At 54.7% G+C, this 18,264-nt stretch carries 17 protein-coding genes, 1 tRNA gene and 1 pseudogene; 9 read left to right on the top strand and 10 right to left on the bottom strand.

From position 1 onward, the window contains the following. Positions 1–330 precede the first annotated feature (330 nt). From QM016_RS05800 to QM016_RS05785, 4 genes and pseudogenes are all read left to right on the top strand, one after another. Positions 331–1,086: a type IV toxin-antitoxin system AbiEi family antitoxin domain-containing protein gene (locus QM016_RS05800; protein WP_282711001.1), complete on the top strand. Its 756-nt coding sequence runs from the start codon at positions 331–333 to the stop codon at positions 1,084–1,086. Positions 1,087–1,151: 65 nt separating this feature from the next. Beyond that, positions 1,152–1,394 (top strand): annotated as a pseudogene (locus tag QM016_RS05795) (nucleotidyl transferase AbiEii/AbiGii toxin family protein); the annotation flags it as partial. Positions 1,395–1,446: 52 nt separating this feature from the next. Beyond that, positions 1,447–2,001 carry a nucleotidyl transferase AbiEii/AbiGii toxin family protein gene (locus QM016_RS05790; protein WP_282710994.1) on the top strand — a complete coding sequence of 185 codons (555 nt, stop codon included), beginning with the start codon at positions 1,447–1,449 and terminating at the stop codon, positions 1,999–2,001. A gap of 655 nt (positions 2,002–2,656) precedes the next feature. After that, positions 2,657–3,010: a YraN family protein gene (locus QM016_RS05785; protein WP_282710987.1), complete on the top strand. Its 354-nt coding sequence runs from the start codon at positions 2,657–2,659 to the stop codon at positions 3,008–3,010. Positions 3,011–3,160: 150 nt separating this feature from the next. Here the strand turns inward: QM016_RS05785 and tnpA are convergent, their stop codons facing one another. From tnpA to QM016_RS05760, 6 genes are all read right to left on the bottom strand, one after another. Further along, positions 3,161–3,616 (bottom strand): IS200/IS605 family transposase, encoded by a 456-nt coding sequence (gene tnpA, locus QM016_RS05780; protein WP_282710982.1) that lies wholly within the window; start codon positions 3,614–3,616, stop codon positions 3,161–3,163. Positions 3,617–3,915: 299 nt separating this feature from the next. After that, complete coding sequence (locus tag QM016_RS05775; RefSeq protein WP_282710977.1) at positions 3,916–5,619, bottom strand: DUF2326 domain-containing protein; 1,704 nt, start codon at positions 5,617–5,619, stop codon at positions 3,916–3,918. After that, positions 5,606–5,854 carry an ABC-three component system middle component 6 gene (locus QM016_RS07285; RefSeq protein ID WP_349237895.1) on the bottom strand — a complete coding sequence of 83 codons (249 nt, stop codon included), beginning with the start codon at positions 5,852–5,854 and terminating at the stop codon, positions 5,606–5,608. The genes QM016_RS05775 and QM016_RS07285 overlap by 14 nt, the downstream gene beginning before the upstream one ends. After that, positions 5,851–6,789, bottom strand: a complete 939-nt coding sequence (locus QM016_RS05770; protein WP_282710976.1) for an ABC-three component system protein — start codon at positions 6,787–6,789, stop codon at positions 5,851–5,853. The genes QM016_RS07285 and QM016_RS05770 overlap by 4 nt, the downstream gene beginning before the upstream one ends. A 317-nt stretch (positions 6,790–7,106) precedes the next feature. After that, entirely contained in the window at positions 7,107–7,808 is a 702-nt protein-coding gene (locus QM016_RS05765) for a PaeR7I family type II restriction endonuclease (RefSeq protein WP_282710975.1), read from the bottom strand. Then, positions 7,805–9,397, bottom strand: coding sequence for an Eco57I restriction-modification methylase domain-containing protein (locus QM016_RS05760; RefSeq protein WP_282710963.1), 1,593 nt, complete (start codon positions 9,395–9,397; stop codon positions 7,805–7,807). The genes QM016_RS05765 and QM016_RS05760 overlap by 4 nt, the downstream gene beginning before the upstream one ends. Before the next feature lie 495 nt (positions 9,398–9,892). Here QM016_RS05760 and QM016_RS05755 point away from each other — a divergent pair, with 495 nt between their 5' ends. From QM016_RS05755 to QM016_RS05735, 5 genes are all read left to right on the top strand, one after another. Then, positions 9,893–10,141, top strand: a complete 249-nt coding sequence (locus QM016_RS05755; protein ID WP_282710952.1) for a hypothetical protein — start codon at positions 9,893–9,895, stop codon at positions 10,139–10,141. Between the two features lie 257 nt (positions 10,142–10,398). Further along, on the top strand, positions 10,399–11,340 hold the full coding sequence (locus QM016_RS05750; protein WP_282710949.1) for a relaxase/mobilization nuclease domain-containing protein: 942 nt from the start codon (positions 10,399–10,401) through the stop codon (positions 11,338–11,340). Positions 11,341–11,578: 238 nt separating this feature from the next. Further along, entirely contained in the window at positions 11,579–11,911 is a 333-nt protein-coding gene (locus QM016_RS05745) for a hypothetical protein (protein WP_282710937.1), read from the top strand. 71 nt (positions 11,912–11,982) lie between these two features. Further along, a complete protein-coding gene (locus QM016_RS05740) occupies positions 11,983–14,241 on the top strand; it encodes a hypothetical protein (RefSeq protein ID WP_282710931.1) in 2,259 nt (752 codons plus the stop codon). A 7-nt stretch (positions 14,242–14,248) separates the two neighbouring features. Beyond that, on the top strand, positions 14,249–14,851 hold the full coding sequence (locus QM016_RS05735; protein ID WP_282710925.1) for a hypothetical protein: 603 nt from the start codon (positions 14,249–14,251) through the stop codon (positions 14,849–14,851). Positions 14,852–15,025: 174 nt separating this feature from the next. On the opposite strand, the gene QM016_RS05730 is transcribed toward QM016_RS05735, so the two are convergent. The 4 genes from QM016_RS05730 to QM016_RS05715 all read right to left on the bottom strand — a co-directional run bounded on the left by QM016_RS05730 (position 15,026) and on the right by QM016_RS05715 (position 18,245). Then, positions 15,026–15,451 carry a VaFE repeat-containing surface-anchored protein gene (locus tag QM016_RS05730; protein ID WP_282710920.1) on the bottom strand — a complete coding sequence of 142 codons (426 nt, stop codon included), beginning with the start codon at positions 15,449–15,451 and terminating at the stop codon, positions 15,026–15,028. Positions 15,452–15,917: 466 nt separating this feature from the next. Then, positions 15,918–17,198 carry a hypothetical protein gene (locus QM016_RS05725; protein ID WP_282710913.1) on the bottom strand — a complete coding sequence of 427 codons (1,281 nt, stop codon included), beginning with the start codon at positions 17,196–17,198 and terminating at the stop codon, positions 15,918–15,920. 77 nt (positions 17,199–17,275) lie between these two features. Then, on the bottom strand, positions 17,276–17,767 hold the full coding sequence (locus QM016_RS05720) for a hypothetical protein (protein ID WP_282710909.1): 492 nt from the start codon (positions 17,765–17,767) through the stop codon (positions 17,276–17,278). 401 nt (positions 17,768–18,168) lie between these two features. Next, a tRNA-Met gene (locus tag QM016_RS05715) sits at positions 18,169–18,245 on the bottom strand. Between the last annotated feature and the right edge of the window lie 19 nt (positions 18,246–18,264).

Here is an 18,264-nt window from a genome sequence, read left to right as displayed (position 1 = left end):
GTTATATCAATTGCCCGATTGAAACTCTGTCAAATGGTAGTTACCAGTCTGTGTTTTTAAGCGCTTATGGGGAGCTTGGCGTAGTGAAACGGCAACCAACGAGAGGCAGCCCTCTCGCACACCAACCCTGTGACGGACGAGATCATGAGGACGCTCACCGCCGCAGAGGAGAAGGGACTAGACATGGGCGTCTTTAGGCTCGTCTTGCGCTTCGTACGCCGGCTCTTCCGTGCCGTCTCGCGATGGATGTGAGCGGAATGCTGTGAGTTACTGATATAAACACATAGAAATGAGTACAATTTGTATGCACTTCTACTATAATTCATCAGTATGAAGTTCAAGGAGTACATAGAATCGCACCAGGTGTTCACCGCGGACGACCTTCGCACGGTCGCCACCTGGGGGACGGCGCGGACGCAGCTGCAGCGTGCCCTCAAGTCAGGAGAGGTCGAGCGCGTGCGTCGGGGCGTCTACGTGTCCAAGACCGGCAAGTATACCGGCGAGGTGCCCGACCCGTTCCTCGTTGCCAGGGTCGCCGACCCCAAGGCCGTGGTCTCGTACCACTCCGCCCTCGTCGCCCACGGCGTCGCCCACAACGTCGGCTTCGAGTGCGCTTTCAGGTCCACAAAGGTACGCTCACCATTCGAGTACGGAGGCGTCCGCTACATCCCATACGACACTGACGATAGTCCGCAGACACAGGCTATGCGCTCCAAGTCCTATGGCACAGTCAGGGTAACCACGCGCGAGCAAACGCTCGTTGACTGCCTGATGCACCCCGGAAGAGCTGGCGGTGTGGAGGAGGTCGTGCGGTCCTGCTCGGCGTTCCCCTACCTCGACTTGGAAGCGCTGCTCGAAACCCTAAAGGATGCGTCTTCCTCGGCGCTCTCCCGGGTAGGATGGCTCCTCGAGACGAAGCGTGAGAATTGGAACGTTAACGAAGATGTCCTGAGCGAGCTGGAAGGCCGTCTCGGAAAAGGGCCTTACAGGCTTGACCCAAAAGCAAAAGAAACGAAGGACTGGAGCAGCCGCTGGAGGCTCTGCCTTCCTGAGACGGAAGAGGAGGTCCTCTCATGGACATCATGAGCACCAACGAGTTCGAGCCGAGGACCGTGGACAAGGTCGAACGCCTGCTCGACCTCCTGGACGAGATGGAACGTCACCCCGCCCTCAAGAGCAAGCTGGCGCTCCACGGCGGCACGGCCATCAACCTCTTCATGCTCGACGTGCCAAGGCTCTCGGTGGACATCGACGTCTCCTACATCGGAAGCGTCTTGCGCGAGGACATGCTTGTCGACAGGCCACGTATCGAGGCGGGCATAGAGGCCGTAGCACGAGCGCTGGGCTATGCGGTAGAGCCACACCCCGGCGGGCATGCTGGGCGCACTTTTCTCCTTCGCTATCGTGGAGACTGGGGAGTCGACCCTGTGAAGGTCGAGCATCTACATGAACCGCTCGCCCATCCTGCCTCCCGTCGTGCGCGAGACGCCCGTGAGGCCGGGTACCAAGGTCCGCACGTTCGCGGACGCCGAGCTTGCCTCCGGCAAGGTAAAGGCGTTCTTCGACCGCGTGAAGGTCCGCGACCTCTACGACGTCTCCAACCTGCTGAGCGTCTACGAGTCGTTCGAACCCGATGAGCAAGAAGTGGCACACCGGCTCGCGCTCTACTACGCCTCGCTCTCCGCATGCTTCCCGAAGCCGTTCGAGGGCAGGGTGCAGCGCTTCGCGGACAGACTTTCCGAGCTCGCAGACCAGCTCTACCCCATGTTGCGCTCATCGGCCAAGCGTCCGACGCTCGGTTCCCTCATGGATGATGCCAAGCGCTTCATAGCAGACTGGATCCTTCCTAGGACGGATGTAGAGCGGATATACCTTGAGCACCTTACAAGTGGAGACTATCACCCAGAGCTTATCTTCCCGGACGAAACGATGGCGAAGGCCGCCGCCGTAAATCCCGAGACACTCTGGAAGGTCGAGAATCCCAAGAAGATGCCAAGGTAGCGTGACCCACCCCACACTTGTTGGAATGTAATAGACTGTAACCAGTAAACCCGCCTTGCCTCTGCTTTCGAGCATGCACACTGGCGGGTCTTCTTTATGCCCACCTTACCAATCCGCCCTACTCCGAGCCCGAAGACAGGGACAGCCGCATGGGTCAATCTCCCGTCGAGACGAGTAGCGTGGTAGCGGAGCAACTTCCCCAGCCCACAACCGGACACAATGCCATAACGGACGCCGAGGCCTCCACACGCCACAGCGGGCACGCCGCGACGGCACGAAGCACCCCGGGCACCTCATGGGCATGACCACCGCGCGACACACAACGTCCATGCGAGCCTCCGCATCATCCAACGAAGCCAGCAACAGACGCCCAGCACACAGGAACACAGCACCTCGCAGCAAACCTCATCGCCACATTCCCACAGGCAGCCTCCACGCATGCCCTGCCCCGTCTCGCCTTGGGAGCGAAGACTCGCTCACGGTCGCTCTAGCGCAAGGGCCGCGAAAACTTTTCCGATAGCCGCAAGCACCCCTCGGGAAATTCAGGCGCATCCGCGTTTCGCTTTCCCCCTTGCACTGCCGCTTTCCCGCAGGCGCCATCCGTACCACAAGGCGCGCCAAGGGGGTGGGGCCCAACACGAGGACGAAGACAGCCATGGAAAAGAGCATCTACGAGAGGTTGCACGAGGCAATCCGCGCGTACCTGAGGCACAGGGGCGTCGAGATCCTGGAGGAGAGCTGGGAGCACGGCTCGGACGACATCGGCTTCATCGCCATGGACGAGGGTGAGCTCGTCTTCGTGGACACCGCCACCAAGTGCGGCGGCTACGACATGCCCCGGGAGGAGCCAGACCGGGAGCGCTTCGAGCGAATCGCGTCGGCCTACCTCGCCGAGTCCGAGGAGGAGGGACTCACCAGCATCCGCTACGACATCGTGAGTCTCCTGGTAGTCGGCTCCGAGAAGGCGCTCCTTCGCCACCGCAAGAACGTTCTCAACGAGAGGAGGTGACCCCAATCATGACCACCCGCATAGCGGGTGGTTTGCTCTTAGGGTATAACCCTTAGAAGGCCGGCGCGCGTCTAAAGGCGCCGACCTTCACTTTGTTCAGGCCCCATTACCTTTGACCCGTGGCGAGCCGGTTAAACCGGCATACCGGGGCTACTTCTTGAACGGGTCGGAGTACTCCTTGACGCTGAGCTTGTCCAGCGCGATATCGGCGGCTTCCTGTTCTCTGATGTACTTCGCGATCGTCGCCTCGTTGAGGCCGACGGCAGAGACGTAGTAGCCCTCCGCCCAGAACTTCCTGTTGCCGAACTTGTACTTCAGGTTCGCGTGTTTGTCGAAGATCATCAGCGAGCTTTTACCCTTCAGATACTCCATCACGCTCGACACGCTGTACTTCGGCGGGATCGCCACCAGCATGTGGACGTGGTCGGGCATCAGATGCCCCTCGATCACCTCGATCCCCCTGTATCCGCACAACCTCCTGAGGATCTCCCCGACGTCCTTTCTCAACTCGTTGTAGATGACTTTGCGCCTATACTTCGGTGTGAACACGATGTGGTACTTGCACAGCCACTTCGTGTGCGAAAGGCTGTAGGCCTTCTGGGCCATAGCCAACCACCACCTTCCTTGCTCGGATTCTTGACGGCCTGAGCAATCGTCAATATCCGGCGGGAGGGTGGTTTTGTAAAGCAAGTTGCCGTCCACCCGCATAGCGGGTGGTTTACAGCCTCTCGCGCCTTGCGGCGCAAAGGGCAGGCCAAAGCCAAGAAAGCGGCTGCCCGGGCCTTCGGGCTCGGGGCAGAGCATTTGATAAGGGCAACTCATAATGAAAGCATGACGGAGCGAGCGCTCCGAAGCAATAACTTTATTTAGTTAGAGCGTCGTACGCTTTACGGATTCGAGCTTTGTTAGTTAAATCTGAAGCCAAACAAGCCACCCGATTCCCCGTTGTCAGTGAGACTCACTGGTATCGGGTAATCTGAACGGTCAAATCCAATTTTTTCCGCAGCCTCAAGACGGTCAGTATTGAGAGTGACGATGTATTGAAAATCATATTTCTCAGCGAGTCTCGCACCGATGTTCAGGCAAGAGGCAAGTTGCCTATCATCCAGCGAGTCAAACAACTGGCTGTCATGAACCAGTATTCCAGGAGCGGTTCCATTCTTCATCCCGACGGCAACGCACGTGATATCGAATAGGAAGATTGAAACTTCCGCTATTCCCCTTGAAGCATCACCTTCAATTTTCGGCATCGCTTTGAGTACTCCAGCATCAGTAAGCTCTAGCAGCAGGCTGCCAGCACGGTCTGCATACACTTCCGAACAGAGATTTGAGTACATCTGAGAAGCAAATTTAACTGAGTCATTGTTCTCTTTAAGGCCTATGCGCATGGCATCATTTGCTTCGACTTCCATTTTTCTCAGCGTGGAATCCATGTCATCAAGCCGTTCGTAATCCTGCAGCATATCCTTCAAGCGCTCTATACGTGCGGCAATTTCATTGCAGTCTTGCTGCGCTTCAGAAAAGGTTTCCAGTGCCATTGATTTGTCGAGAAGTCGCATAATGCCACTGCGCTCATCGTCCAACATCTTAATTCTTGCTTCGTTGGCCGCTAGTGCTTCAGTCACCTTGCCAAGCTCATCTTCAAGAAAGTGTCTCCGGTTGCGGGATACCGACTCATGAAATTGGATGACATCGTTAAATGGTTTTAGAGCATCGGTCGCTATCGCTACCCCAGCTTCTGCATAGAGTCGCGTTAGGCGAGCCAACATCTCACTGTTATCTTGTTTAACGGGTATTTCGGTGCTCATCGTATTGACAAGGTCACGCTTGCGCCGCTTTAGCGCGATATTTTGGTCGTTTAGGGCTGCAATCTCAGCGCTTAGCTCGTCGGCGGCCTGCTGATGTCCTGCATAACTCTCGTCGACTTTGAATTCCGCAAGCGCCGACCTTCTTTTCTGAAGTTGGTCTTCGAGCCTGAACAGCTCGGCCTCACACTCGGCTTTTGAGGTGGCCATATTGCCAAGAATGCCATGATCAATTGCTTTCTTGAGTGTCTTCTTGTCCTTCTTGAAGTTTGCTGCTTGTATGGGCTTCTGTAGAGTTGTATCCGGCATGCCGAAGAAGTAGGCAATCCTAGTTCCGGTTTCGAGATCGGACTCTTGTGGGACTATCTTCGTGGGCGAATCGAAGCTCGTGCGCAGAAGCTGAGAGAAAATCTGCTGCGCCGTCGGCTTGTCATGGCTTGCGGGCCATCCAAGAATGAGCTCTCCACTCTTCTTTTGCCATTCTTTGCTGCTGTATGTTGACACTCCAACTGAGACAGAGGTGCTGCCGGCTTCTCGACTTATGTGAATGTCTCCGGCTGCCCCTTGTATGTCGGTCCAGAATGCGCCTTCGGTGTACTCAGCTAATGACTTAATCCACTCGTTGCGGTTTCCGCCCAATAGATACCTGAGTAAGCGAACGACGCTTGTTTTTCCTGCGCCATTACGGCTATCAGTATCGCTTGAATGATGGGTCTTTTCGGCGAGCACCAGGTTCATGCCTTTGTGGAAGGTTAGATTTTTGAACCTGGGGTCATCTGATCCCAGGCTTTTAAGAAATGGCATTTTTTACCAGCCTCCCATTTGAGCTCAACGACACTGCACCGATGGCGTAGAGCAAATCTAGGGCGAGAATGAACCAATCAAATGAGACGAAGTCTCGCCGCCCTCGATTTGTCTGCCGTTTGTATATTGTCCAGACCTCAGAAACTGACATAGGGCGCTTGAGAATGCCGAGTACGTCCCCGCCGATTCCGAGGAGGGATCTCTCGGGACTTATCCCCTTAGTAGGCAAAATCATGAGTCGACTCCCTCGGGGACCGCTTCGAAAATGTCACAACTATCGAAGAAATAGCTTGCGATTGCATAAACGGCATTTGCCCTGCTCTGGTCGAGCCTGAAATCGCTGCCTCCAATCGCAATGTAAATTTTCTCCATTATTCCAGCTGGATCACTGGTGGCCTTTTTAGCCTCCTCGTATATGTTGTGGAACACCTCTGCTTTGCTGTCGCGCAATTCAGGATCGGGTTGCTCGGAGAACCACAGCTCTATTCTTGGAGATAGCTCTCTGCCCTCATTAAGCTCAATTTTTGTGGTCTTAGGAATGTCGTTGTAGTCCATTTTTTTGCTAGACACAGGCTTAAGGTCGGTGGGCTTAGGGGCCGGATTTCCCAATGATTCGATTAGTCCGACCAATTCTTCCAGCTCCACATGCTGCGCATGCGGTGCGCCTGGAAATAGGGAGTCAAGCTGGTGCGGGGTTAATAGAGAGACGAACTCATCCCAGAATTGACTCTCGGATTTGATAACGCGAATCGTCAGCGGACGAACGCTTGATGAGTCATGCTGTTGTTGCAGTTCGATGACAAGTTGCGCGGCGGTAGGCCCTATCAGCGCATTGGTGATAAAGCACCACTCAGTGAAGTTATATGCGCCTTGCACTGCATGTTCGAAGTCGCTTTGGATTTTTGCTTTTGACTTAGCGTCTTGATTGGCCTGCGCTCGCTGCCCATAGCATGCAAAAAATAGTTGACCTTTGTTGGCGAGACCATCACAGCCTCCATCTCCCAACCGCCCCATTGGATCAGGGTCTATGAAATCTGGATAAAGCTTTTCCAACACGTCGGAGATATAAGCCTCAAAAGACTCGCCGGAATTGCTCATATAGGCGTCTCTATGCTTGAGCCGGTACCATTCTCTCCACGCTGAATCGATATTTTGAGATGTTGGGTACATACTAAATCCTTAGATATACGTGGATACGAGAGCGCTTCTTATTATAGTTGAGCGACGCCAACTCTATTGGCTTCTACCGTAACGGCTCAAGTCATTGCGCCATCTTTTACGACACCACCGGCATCGTGTGTCTCTTGGTGACGGCCCCGAGAAGGCCATTCTTTGCCACCGCAAGAACGCCCTCAACGAAAGAAGATGGTTCTAAAGCGGCTGCCCCGGCCTTCGGGCTCGGGGCATCATTCTTGGCCCAAGCCCCATAGCAAAGCTCGGATTTTATGACCAGGCGTATCTTGACGCCAAACTCTTCTCGGTACTTTCTAAGCGCGATGAATATCGAGCTGAACGGCTAACGTTCTTAAAAACTTCTCGTACGTTAAATCTCGATCGGGCTCATATATCTCACCAGAATCGGGATCCACACCCACTATCCACACAGCCTGATAAAGACGTTCCGCAAGAAGGCGATGACATAGAATCGTCAGTCGCTGCAAATAGGACGTATTTTCAAAAATCTGATCAATGGGATATACGGTCTCTCTGATTCTGGTTGTACTAGTGCTTTTATCATTCATGCGCACCACCAGAACATATCCAAGCACTGGTGGTGTGGTAGTGGATGGAATCAGGTCATATTTAATTGCGCTCAGAGCGTCAACTGCACTCCCCAGCACCTCTTCTGAACGATTATTTGCATTGTTACCAAATGAACTGTTGATACTCTTGAGCTCAACAATCCCCAAGAGATCACCGTCATCAAAAGCCAGGAGATCCCAATCTTTTGATGGTCGAAACCAGCCGGGAACGCGCAAACATCCATCTTTGTAATAGACCTCGTTTTGGTTGTAGCCTTCTGCAATCAAATCTTCCCTTATTGCATCTGCTACGACATCCAAATGATGTCCTGAAGTTACCTTACTTCGCTCTCCTTGATCATGCACCCCTCGCAACTCCTGCCGCTCGGCAGCAGAATCAAGGTTTCTGTACATTTCTAAGAGAGCCTCTTGCATACGTCTTCTCATATCTCTCCTAACTGATAAGCAGCCCTTGCCGCTGAATTCGCTTGGATTCTGTCTCCGGAAATAAACGCTTCTTTTAGACGATGTTGAACTTCTTCCGGAATCTCAGAAGGCCATGGCACATGAATAAGCCTCAGATACTGAGCTTGGAATCGAAGTGTGCCACCCCTCATTTTGACGCCTAGTGCATCGACAAAAGCCTCGGCTATGTCGCTCATAAGTAGGCCGCCAAGTACAGCCAAGTCCCATGATTTAGAAACTATCCAGTAGCAGTTATGACAAGGATATTTTGACCCGTCACTATAGATTGGCTCAGCTTTTGCCGCCATATCCGGAAAGAGAAGCATCGGCTCGCCGAATAGATTTCCGTTTGGCTTGTCAATCGTACGGTACCAGGCAGATGGATCTTTGCGTGCTATGTGCCTCTGATCAAGCTCTGCTTTGTGCCGTGAAAAATATGCTTTTGTAAGAGGCCATTCATCTAAATTAATTAAGCTATTGTCTTTCTCCCAGGGATTGATTAACCAGAGCCGCCGCTCTCGACGCCCCCTGCGCCAATCCCGCATATTAAATGCAGGCAGCATCCGCTCGGTTTCAACAATCCCTTCTTGATCCGTAAGAAATACGGAGTCCCTACCCGTCGCCAATCCTATGCCAATCTTTACGTTTGTCTCCTCAAGTGATGGGAGCTTTCGCAGCAAGGAGGTGACTAGCTTGATACGATCAGGCGCCGCCAACGGAATAATCGAGTCATCGCCCAGAGGCTCGAAGGCAGTGGCGCTGAATGTCGCACATTGATAGTCATCTTTATGCGAAGTCATCCACTCCTTGAGCTCTTTAACGTTCTGTGGCCCAAATTCATGGTTGCAGTTCGCGTATAAAACATTCCCGGAACCTCGATCGATACGCGTAATCGAAGGATAAGCAGAAACATTTTCCTCAAATGCGTCGACATCGTACATTCGAATAATTTTATCTAAATGGTAGCCATGGGAAATAAAGCCTCTAAGATTCCGTCCATATTGATTTTGCATCCAGCGATCCGCGCATATAAAACAAAGAGCTCCATCGTCATTCAGTGCCTCAAGTCCATGCTGAATGAAGGCCACAAAAAGATCGCAGCCTTTTGTCATAGTTGAAAAACGTGCGCAATACAATTCTCGCGACTTCTGATTTATGTTTGTAGCTCTTAGATATGGCGGATTACCAACGCAGTAGTCACATTTCAGGCCATCTGCTAATAGATAGTCACCGTGTTTGATCCATACCTCTGATAATGCCTGTGCATCAAATGGCTCCATTCCGTTTGCAACAAGCACTTCAACGACAAGCATTCGGCTTTTGCGCACAGAGTTCTCATCAAGGTCATAACTCGACAATGCGCTATATAAGTTATCCGCATCAAAGCGGTCGTCGCGAATAGCCGCGTAAGACAGACGCTCAACGATTGGCTTTAGGAATGATCCCCCACCACAAGATGGCTCGATAATTATTTGGCGCCACAATGGCTTGTCTTTTGTGTAGCCAGCAATATCAAGAACAAGCTCGGCAACCCAGCTTCGCGTATAAACAACACCTTGATGGTTAGACACAGGCACTCCGAACAAAACGACTCTAACTTCCTAGAGATATTTTAGCTATCAAGAAGCGCATCGCCTACCTTATCGGCGTGAGCGTTTATCTCCAATTTCATTCCCTCTAAGCAAGCAGCCTATCTTGTGCGCACAACGCACGAGATAGCGCTTGTCGGCATCGGGAGCCGCGCCCATCGCGCTGCCGCTTCGATGGCGCGTCGCCCCACCCGGATGCCGAGCGACGGGAGCACGCGCGCGTGCGCACGCGATACGCTCCCTGCGGAGGATGCCCCGCGCCCCCGGGAAGCCCGGACGATCGTTCGGGCAAGACGCGCCGACTTTCGGCGTCTAGGGGGGAACCGTGGAGAGATTCGACAGGCACCTGCACGTTCGTGTGAGCGAGGCGGACGTCGAGCGCGCGCAGACGCTCGCCACACTCTGTGCATCACCACGTCCACGCTCGTGAGGCTGCTCCTGCAGCTGCCGGCGTAGGACGTCACAGCGCAGCGCCACGTGGTGCTCGACCTCGCCTGCACAAACCGCCTCTACCGCGAGCTCAACCAGTGGGACTACCAGCAGAACCAGGCCACCTACGCCCTGAACCGCATCGCCTACTACCTCAGACGCGATGCCATGGACGCATCCGATGTCCTGGAGGAGCTCTCCTCGGTCGAGCGACAGCTGGAGCGCCTGCGTGAGAGGACGCACGAGCTCGCCACGCCCGTCCGCGAGATGGCGGAGTCGCGCCTGCTCTTTCTCTAGGTGACTGCCCATGCCGCTGCTCAAGCCCATATCCGGCCACACGTCCTGCAGGAGCGCCTACCGCTACCTCACCAAGGACGGACGGGCTCGCCGCCGACTACCTGAACCTCGACGTTCCTGAGCGCGAGGGCGTCGCCTTCGACTGGGCGGCGGCGATGGACGACACCCGCTCACGCTGGCGAAACGACACGCCCTGGGGAGGCAGACCCTGCCGTACCTACAAGCACTACGTGCTCTAGCCAGACCCCAAGGACCACGTGGGCCTGGACGACCTCCACGAGCTCGCGGTCGCCTGGGCGCGCGAACACTTTGCCGACTTCGAGGTGGACATCGTCTACCACGACGACAACGCCGGGTGCATCCCGCACGCCCACGTGGTCGTGAACAACACCAACATCGTCACGGGACGGCGCCTCCAGGACCCCGACCCCAAGGAGCTCAAGCACTCCCTGCAGCGCATGGCCAAGGAGCGCGGTCTCTCGGACTTCGACAGCGCCGAGGAGAGGGCATCCGCGCGCGGTCGCGTGCGTCCTCGCACGCTGCAGGCGGAGCGCGTGCGCCGCGCGGAGCGAGAGATCGCCGAGAAGGGCGGCTACTCATGGGTGGCGGACATTCGCGCGCACATCCGCGTGACGCGCTCCGTCACGAGGAGCGAGAACGAGTTCAAGGGGCTCCTCAGGAGCCTGGGCGTGGAGGTCGAGGACAACTCCGCCAAGGCGCGGCGCCGCGACTGGGTCTTCTCGCTTTCCGGGCACCCCACCTGGCGCGTCTCTGGCGAGAGCCTGGGGCTCGGCTACGGTCGCGAGTCGCTCATGCACGGCTTCTCACTTGGAGCGGCGGGACATCTCGCAGACGCGAGCGAGCGCAGGGTCGCGGAGCTCGCGCGCTCCGCCGTGGAGCTCAGCGACCTCTCCGAGCTAGAGAGGTTCTCGGAGGCGCTCACATGGCTCAAGGGCAACCGCATTCGCACGACAGCGGACCTCGCCGCCAGGGGCGCAGGCAACTCCGAGATGGCAGCCTACGTACATAAACTCGGCATTCTCGAGGAGGGTGGCGCAGGGCGGCACCATGCGCCGAGACCGTCGAGGTCCTTCTCCCGCACCCAAGGCGCAAGCGCGCAGCACAGCAACACCGTAGAGCACGCAAGTGAGCACCATCGCGAACGCCAGCACGATGACGGAAGGGAAACCCAGCGATGATCGTGAAGACCTACTACCAGGACGGGCGCACGGACGCGTTCGACACCGCCAACCTCACCGACACGAGCACGTACCGAGGCAACGTCGTCACCAACTGATCGCTCGACCCCTCCGGCCCCATGCGCGAGGGCGGCGTGCTGCTCCTCTCCATGCGCTGGTACCCCGCGCCGGGGCAGGACGCGCCCGCCGGGCCGGAGGGCCTCCCATAGCCCGCAGGCGCGACGGGCTCTGCGTCGTCGTGGCGGACAGTGAGGACGTGCCGCAGCTCTCCATGGTGACGATGGACGGCGAGCTCGCGCTCCTTCGCATAGGAGACGGCCTCGTGAACTGCAACCGCCTCGTCTGGGCCTCCCGCATCGCCGACGGTCTGTTTGCTCAGGCGGTCTCGGCACATCGAACACTCAGCGTACTCAAAGGCGATGGCGAAGACGGCGTCGATATGGAAGCCGAAATCTGCCGCCTGATGGGCTTTGACCCTGCAACGTATGAGCTTGTGAAGGATTTATCAGAGATAGCATATGCCGGTAAAGAAGATGCTGATGACAGGTTCAGCGAGAATCCACCTACCTAAAAGTACGCATAGTCTGACATTACAAATGCAATAATGTCTCCTGAAGCAAAGCACGTCTATCAGGAGTCACCATGCACGTTAACGATGAAGACAGACCCGAAGTTCAGTTCTCCTTCGAGGAAATGCCAGCACTTCCACCTGGTACAATGGAAGATTCCGACGCTCAAGGTCAAGACGAGCCCATCTGCATCGAGTTCGACGAGAATATCGATAAGGCAGAGCGAGCAGACTACATCGCCGCTGCGGCCATAGGCGCTTCGACAGGCGTGCTCAACATTTTCTGGCAGAAGCAATTCGACCTGTCCGATGCTCACACGTGGGGCAAGGACAAGGTGGGGAGCTTCGTCCTCGATGTCGCAAAGGGCGCGGGGTTCAAGCCGGACGGAAAAGACCTGAAAGACGCTATCCGTTTTCTTGAGGATATGTTTCCTCTTGCAAGTGACAGACTGACCCCCGAGTTCGGCGGAGGTCTCCAGCATCACCTGAGGGACTTTGCCCACCACCTCTCACCTGCTGGCCTTCTCATGTCGATACTCACCCAGTTCACAGGCAAGGGTTACGGCACCGACACCGACGGTGCCTTCGTGATACTCGACCTCCCCGCAGACGCCCTCATAGGACAGACTTTCCCTGAGAAATTGTTCTACGGGGCGATTATCTGGGCGATGCACCTGGTGAGCGACATGGCGGGATCGAGCGGGGCATTGGGCGAGGGCACCGGCATACCTGGCCCCATCCTTTCATTTCTAAAAGAACTCTCGGCACTTCCCGTCTTCAAGAAAGAAGGTGCAGACAACGCCTTCTCCAAGTGGATCTCGAAGCTGTTCAACGGCACGCTGGTTCGCGACGAAGACGGCAACCCCATCCGCATCGACTTTAGAACCGAGCTTGGAGTTATCGACCAGGCGCTTTCACAGGCAAAATCTGTCATAGCGAACGAGTGCCTTGTCAGGGGCTATTACTTCCTAAGCCGCCTGAAGGACGAGCTCTCACGTAACGACGTGCAGTCGCTTAAGGACCTTGAGCGCATAGACGTGAAGAGGGTGATTCCAACCGACGATCGCTCTCTTATTCGCATGCTCACCATATCGAGTTCCGTGTTTGTCCTCACCAACTTGGGAATTGCTGTAGGCAAAGCCGCCGCAACATCCAAGGGCGATCGCAAGAAGTTTGCAGGCGGCGTATTGCTCAACCTGAATTTCGTCGGCATTGGCCGAATGGCGGTGGACATTGCAAGCGACTCTAAGTACATCGTCGAGGACTTGAAGGACTATCTCAATAAGCGCGCTGAGGAGATGAATGCGTTTGCGGAGGACTTCGCTCTGTTCAGACTGAATGACCGGGAGGCGCACCTTCTGTTCTCCTATCAGGTCATCGCCGTTAAAAAGGACATCGAACTCACCAAGAACGACAAGCACAGAGCTGCGAAGAGCACCTGGCTTGAAGAGTTCAAGACCAGGCAGGCAGACCAGATGGGCTGCAATGCAGCGACGTACTTCCTCGACGAGAAAGACGCAGCGGAAGAGATACAGAAAGTTTCCGACGCGAACGCCTCCTCGTGGCCAACGCTGCTTGCCCTGGAGCTATGTCTCTTCAAACCTTACTATCCCTTCGATGACGGCTGGAAAGACCGCCTGGAGGGCGTCAAATACAAGAACGACTACGCAGGGAAAGACTTCCCCGATACGCAGGGCGTCATCGACAAGAAAAAGATCGATGAGGTGAAGAAAACCTACAAGCGCTTTACTGGCTTGCTTACCGGCAGCAGGACCAAGACGGCGATTGTTGCAGGTGGCACAGTTGCGATTGGCATTGCAACAGCGGGGGTCGCGTATGTTCTCGCCCCGATCATCGCGCCCGTGATTGCCGGAGAGGCAGTTGCAGGCCTATCTGGCGCGGCCCTCACCAGCGCGAGCCTTGCCGCTGTCGGCGGCGGATCGCTTGCTGCGGGCGGCTTGGGAATGGCGGGCGGCACGGCGATAATCACCGGAGGCGGAGCCCTGCTGGGCATGGCTACCACAGGCGGTGCCGCGCTTGTCAGCAGCCTCGGTGAACATGCAGAGCAATATACCCTGAGCCAGTGCGCGCAGCTGCTCACGGTCTGCCAACAGCTCCCTAATGCAGACGACTCAACAAGCGCGTTCATGCTTCGCGCGAAAGACCATAGCGAGCGAGTCCGCAACAAGTGCCTCGAAGACATTGAGACGGAAAAGGCGAAGGGCAAAGAGGGCAACCAGAAGTCAATCAAATCGATGACCAAGGCAGCCAAATATCTAGAGAGGTGTGCGAAGGAGCTGCAAAAACTAGTGGACAATACTTCTGGAGCATAAAACAGCTATGGATACGTATATCGGAACTTTAATCGGCGGGTTAATCGGCTTTCTATCCAGCCTGGGCGTTCAAATTGCAATGAGAGAGCTCGACCGCAAAGGGAAACTGAGCTTCTATAGCCGTATAAACTCATCATTCTTGCAAGGCTGGGGATTCTTCTCAGCAGACGGAAAGATAACGTTCGTTGTCCCGCTGGAGCTTGAATGCCAAAACACTAGCAATGTCACCCGTGTCGTTCGAGACGTCTCTCTTTCTCTGTGGCGAGACGGAATCGAAGTAAAACGCATGCGGCAGACGCAAGGCATCTATAACGAGCACAAGCATAATGGAAAGATTGAATCCAGAGACAGTTTTGCCCTAGGCGATGTGAACGGGTCTTATTCTCTAGTAGTGCCACCCAGGTCCATAAAGAAGATGAACTGTTTTTTCACATGCGGACAGGAACAGAACATTCAAGATATTGCCTTCGATGAGATTCGAATATCCTGCTACGACGAGCGCGATTGCCTATATCGTTCACAACTAATGGAATTTGACGGCAACTGGAAAGAACGCTCGATACCGTTGAAGGACACTTGGGCAAAAGTAAACTTTCAGCGGATACGGTAGCGAAGATTTTCTATACGGCTACTAAATAGCATCTAATATCACAATATGGAACATAAGGGCCCTCCTACTAAGGAAGACCCTTGCTTATCGCTCTCTCCTCAGCCCGTGACGCTGCGCCGGACGCCCTGCAGCAGGCGTAGGCGGCGAGCGTCACGAAGCCGGAGAGGAAGCCAATTATGTAGGCGACGATGCTAGTCCTCCCCTCCCTCGTCCTCCTCGCGGCGCGAGCCGATGCTGCGCGCGAGGCCGATGACGGTGGCGGCGCAGCCCGCCGCTGCCAGGAGCCGCAACCTCCTGCCCCTCCAGGGCGAGCGACTCGAAGGTCACGAGCGCATTCCCTGCGAGTTCCATGCCGCCAAAGGTAAAGGTGACCTCCTGTGTGCCGTTCGCCGTATCGGTCACGAAGGCCACGGTGGAGGTGACCACCTTGCCGTCCGAGCGGACGGGCTTGCCGGTCTCCTTGTCCACGAGCGTGCCCGTGAGCGTGTACTCCTTGCCGGGCGTGAGCCCCGTGTAGGAGACGGTGTCCACGATGGTCGCCGAGCCGTCGGCCACGGCCTCGTGATCGCCGTCGTCCGCATCGGTCGCCTCGGTGTGCACGCCGAGCGCGGCTTGGGACGTCTATGTCGCCGCAGCCTCCCGGTCGGATGGCAGGAAGGTAGCGGCTTGCAGGGGTCTCGTGCGGATTCCACCTTCGATTCGGGGGGTCCCGCTCGGAGTTAGAGTGGCCTCGCTTGGCCACGGGCTTTTCGTTATGCTCCGCCGAAGCCCTGACGCACGCCTTGGACATCGTTTCTCGGTGGTTCGACGTACATCTGAGAACCCCCACGCGAGGATGCTCGCGAAAATTCTATCGAGGGGCGGATCTCCCGTTTCCTTGAGCTCCACAAGCGCCCAAATGTCACGGCAGATGCAGTAGCGCACGACATGCCCATAGTTCGAGAGATCTGGATGGCGGTAGCCCTCGGCGTTGGTCCTGATCACGGGGATGATGATTCCCTTGTCGCGCAGCTCCCTCATACCCCGCGCCACCTAGCTGTATGGGCGTACTAGATATATCTGGAATCTAGCCTGCAATACTATCAAGAGATTCCGAAATTTCTCGTATCGCCGACTCAGCCAAGACGTGAAAATCAGGGATGCGATCACTGGTTTTCTCTTGCAATTGGATTCCAAATCCTCTCAACATAAATCCAAGTGGAGTTTGGAACAGCGGATAATATTCATACTCTGGAAAGAATAAGAAAGCTTTTACTTGAAGCGATTCCGCTAAATCTGCCAATCCTTGATCCTCGGTCAATAGAGAATGGAATAGCGCTCTCGGCTTTTTATCCTTGCCACCAGGGGTAGACTCGTACGCTGTCTCAAGAAAGCACATTCTGAAGTGTGTTATGTCATATGCCAAATTACGCGCTTCGTGGACGATATTGTCCAGGCAGGATTGCTTTTTATCTAGAGATACTTGCTTTGCTCCGCTAACAACTTTTTCAATTTTCCCAAAAAAGCCCTTCTTCTTTTTATTGCTAAGGTTGTTGCGAATTATTGCAAAACAGGCAAGAATTTCTAACTCTGCCAATACGTTTATCTTTGTCCTGCTGTAGCTGTACAACTTTTCTAAAGCTTCTTTTTCGGACTTGCAGCGATTAATGAGCAGATTGATTGTTCTTAATATAAGCAGAAAAGCTATATCGAAATGGTTTTGTATTGGTGCTGCTATAGATACTTCACGTGGCTTGACGAAATCTACCCCTGCACTACCAAATGTATCCAAGCAGTCGGAACCATCAAAATGTAGCGAATCGAATTCTGCTTTATTGAGATCTTTGAGTCTGCCCCATGCTGACCATATTTTCTTAATCTGCTCCTTTACCTCTTCTTTAACCCATTCCTTTGAAAATTCCTCTTGCATATAGGGACGCGGCAGCCATGTTTCGCCGCAATAGCCATACTTTGAAATAAACTTTCTGATTTCTTCGAATCCGTTTAGGTGCTTGCCAGTCATGTAGGCAGACGTGATTTTTCGCACAATCTGATCATCAAAATCGAGGCATAAGCCAACTTCAGATTCGCCGGCAGGATTGTTTATCACGTCATCTAGGACTTTAGGAGACAAGATCTTGAATCTATCTCCCTTAAATATATTTACTACTCGAATATTCCCCTCATGCGCATTAAACACGCCTGGAAACTGCGTATAGCTTTCATCGTTATTTGCGGAAAAAAGTAAAAGACAATAATCAGTTTTTAAAAAATTTTCGTTGGTACAAATATCAAAAACCCGCTTGTGATCATCTTCGTACACTGCCTCAAAAAGATAGCTCGCGAGTTCAGATGTGATGGAATCCACAGTCGCTCCCCAGGTTCACGGTTTTTATATACACAGAAACTAATTTTATAAATTTGGACACATACAAAGAGTGGGAATTACGGATGCGTTCTTTGACCTCCTGGCCAATATGCCAAGACCCCTGCAGCACTTGTCGAAACGCAGTCATTCCGCGCGAGGGAGCTCGCGAAAATTCTATCCGAGGGCGGATCTCCCGTTTCCTTGAGTTCGACGAGCGCCCAAAAAATGTCGCGGCAGATGTAGTAGCGCGCGACATGTCCGTGTATGGAGTGGTCAAGCCTGCAGTAGCCGTCCACCTTGCGGATGACCGGCGCGATGATGTCCTTTTCCCTCAGCTCGCTCATGCCACGCACAATCTGGCGGTAGGTGAGGCCGGTGAACGTACTGATTTCCTCGCGCCCGTAGGTGCCGAGCTCTCCATCGGCGTAGATGCGGTTGCAGAGTGCGAGCATCACGGGCCAGCCGTCGGCGCCCATACGCCGGCGCGCCATCACGCGCGCAGCCTCTTGGGCAAGCGTCGTGTAGCGTCCGGGATTGGACCTCGCGAAGGGATCGCCCGGATTAGCCACCTTGTTTCCGTGGAGCAACATATGACGACCTGCCTTTTGAACTGCTCATCGATAAACCGTTCGCAAGCCGTAGTGCTCGCCCTCCATGAGTTCCTGATGCGAAATACCTTGAGCTCGCCGTTCGTGACGAGCCTTAGCACCATGGCGCACAAGACGTGAAGGATCTTTCCTGTCTCTGACAGCGTGATAGCGCGGCCCTCTTCCTCGCCGTCCCTTAAGCTCACGTTCTTCATGGGTTTCTCTCTGTTCTTCGGCTTCACGCAGAAGCTAGCAGGAAGCCTTTTGCATTGGTAGACTCCACTTGAAAGTCAAGTGAACTCGAAATCTGTGCAAGCGCCAGCAATGGATGCTGCTCTTTAGCAAAATCCCCCACCCGCTTTCGCGGGCAGGGGATGAAATTTTGGTCGCGGGGGCTGGATTTGAACCAACGACCTTCGGGTTATGAGCCCGACGAGCTACCAGACTGCTCCACCCCGCACTATGAAGCGCGTGTTGCG

Source organism: Lancefieldella sp. Marseille-Q7238 (assembly GCF_949152215.1).
Taxonomy (GTDB): domain Bacteria; phylum Actinomycetota; class Coriobacteriia; order Coriobacteriales; family Atopobiaceae; genus Lancefieldella.
This window is presented reverse-complemented; position numbering and strand designations above follow the sequence as displayed.

Excerpts from the sequence above, each read along its gene's own strand:
- QM016_RS05800 (WP_282711001.1), top strand. The coding sequence starts at position 331 with ATGAAGTTCAAGGAGTACATAGAATCGCACCAGGTGTTCACCGCGGAC.
- QM016_RS05775 (WP_282710977.1), bottom strand. The coding sequence starts at position 5,619 with ATGCCATTTCTTAAAAGCCTGGGATCAGATGACCCCAGGTTCAAAAAT.
- tnpA (WP_282710982.1), bottom strand. The coding sequence starts at position 3,616 with ATGGCCCAGAAGGCCTACAGCCTTTCGCACACGAAGTGGCTGTGCAAG.
- QM016_RS05735 (WP_282710925.1), top strand. The coding sequence starts at position 14,249 with ATGGATACGTATATCGGAACTTTAATCGGCGGGTTAATCGGCTTTCTA.
- QM016_RS05785 (WP_282710987.1), top strand. The coding sequence starts at position 2,657 with ATGGAAAAGAGCATCTACGAGAGGTTGCACGAGGCAATCCGCGCGTAC.
- QM016_RS05765 (WP_282710975.1), bottom strand. The coding sequence starts at position 7,808 with ATGAGAAGACGTATGCAAGAGGCTCTCTTAGAAATGTACAGAAACCTT.
- QM016_RS05740 (WP_282710931.1), top strand. The coding sequence starts at position 11,983 with ATGCACGTTAACGATGAAGACAGACCCGAAGTTCAGTTCTCCTTCGAG.
- QM016_RS07285 (WP_349237895.1), bottom strand. The coding sequence starts at position 5,854 with ATGATTTTGCCTACTAAGGGGATAAGTCCCGAGAGATCCCTCCTCGGA.
- QM016_RS05790 (WP_282710994.1), top strand. The coding sequence starts at position 1,447 with ATGAACCGCTCGCCCATCCTGCCTCCCGTCGTGCGCGAGACGCCCGTG.
- QM016_RS05770 (WP_282710976.1), bottom strand. The coding sequence starts at position 6,789 with ATGTACCCAACATCTCAAAATATCGATTCAGCGTGGAGAGAATGGTAC.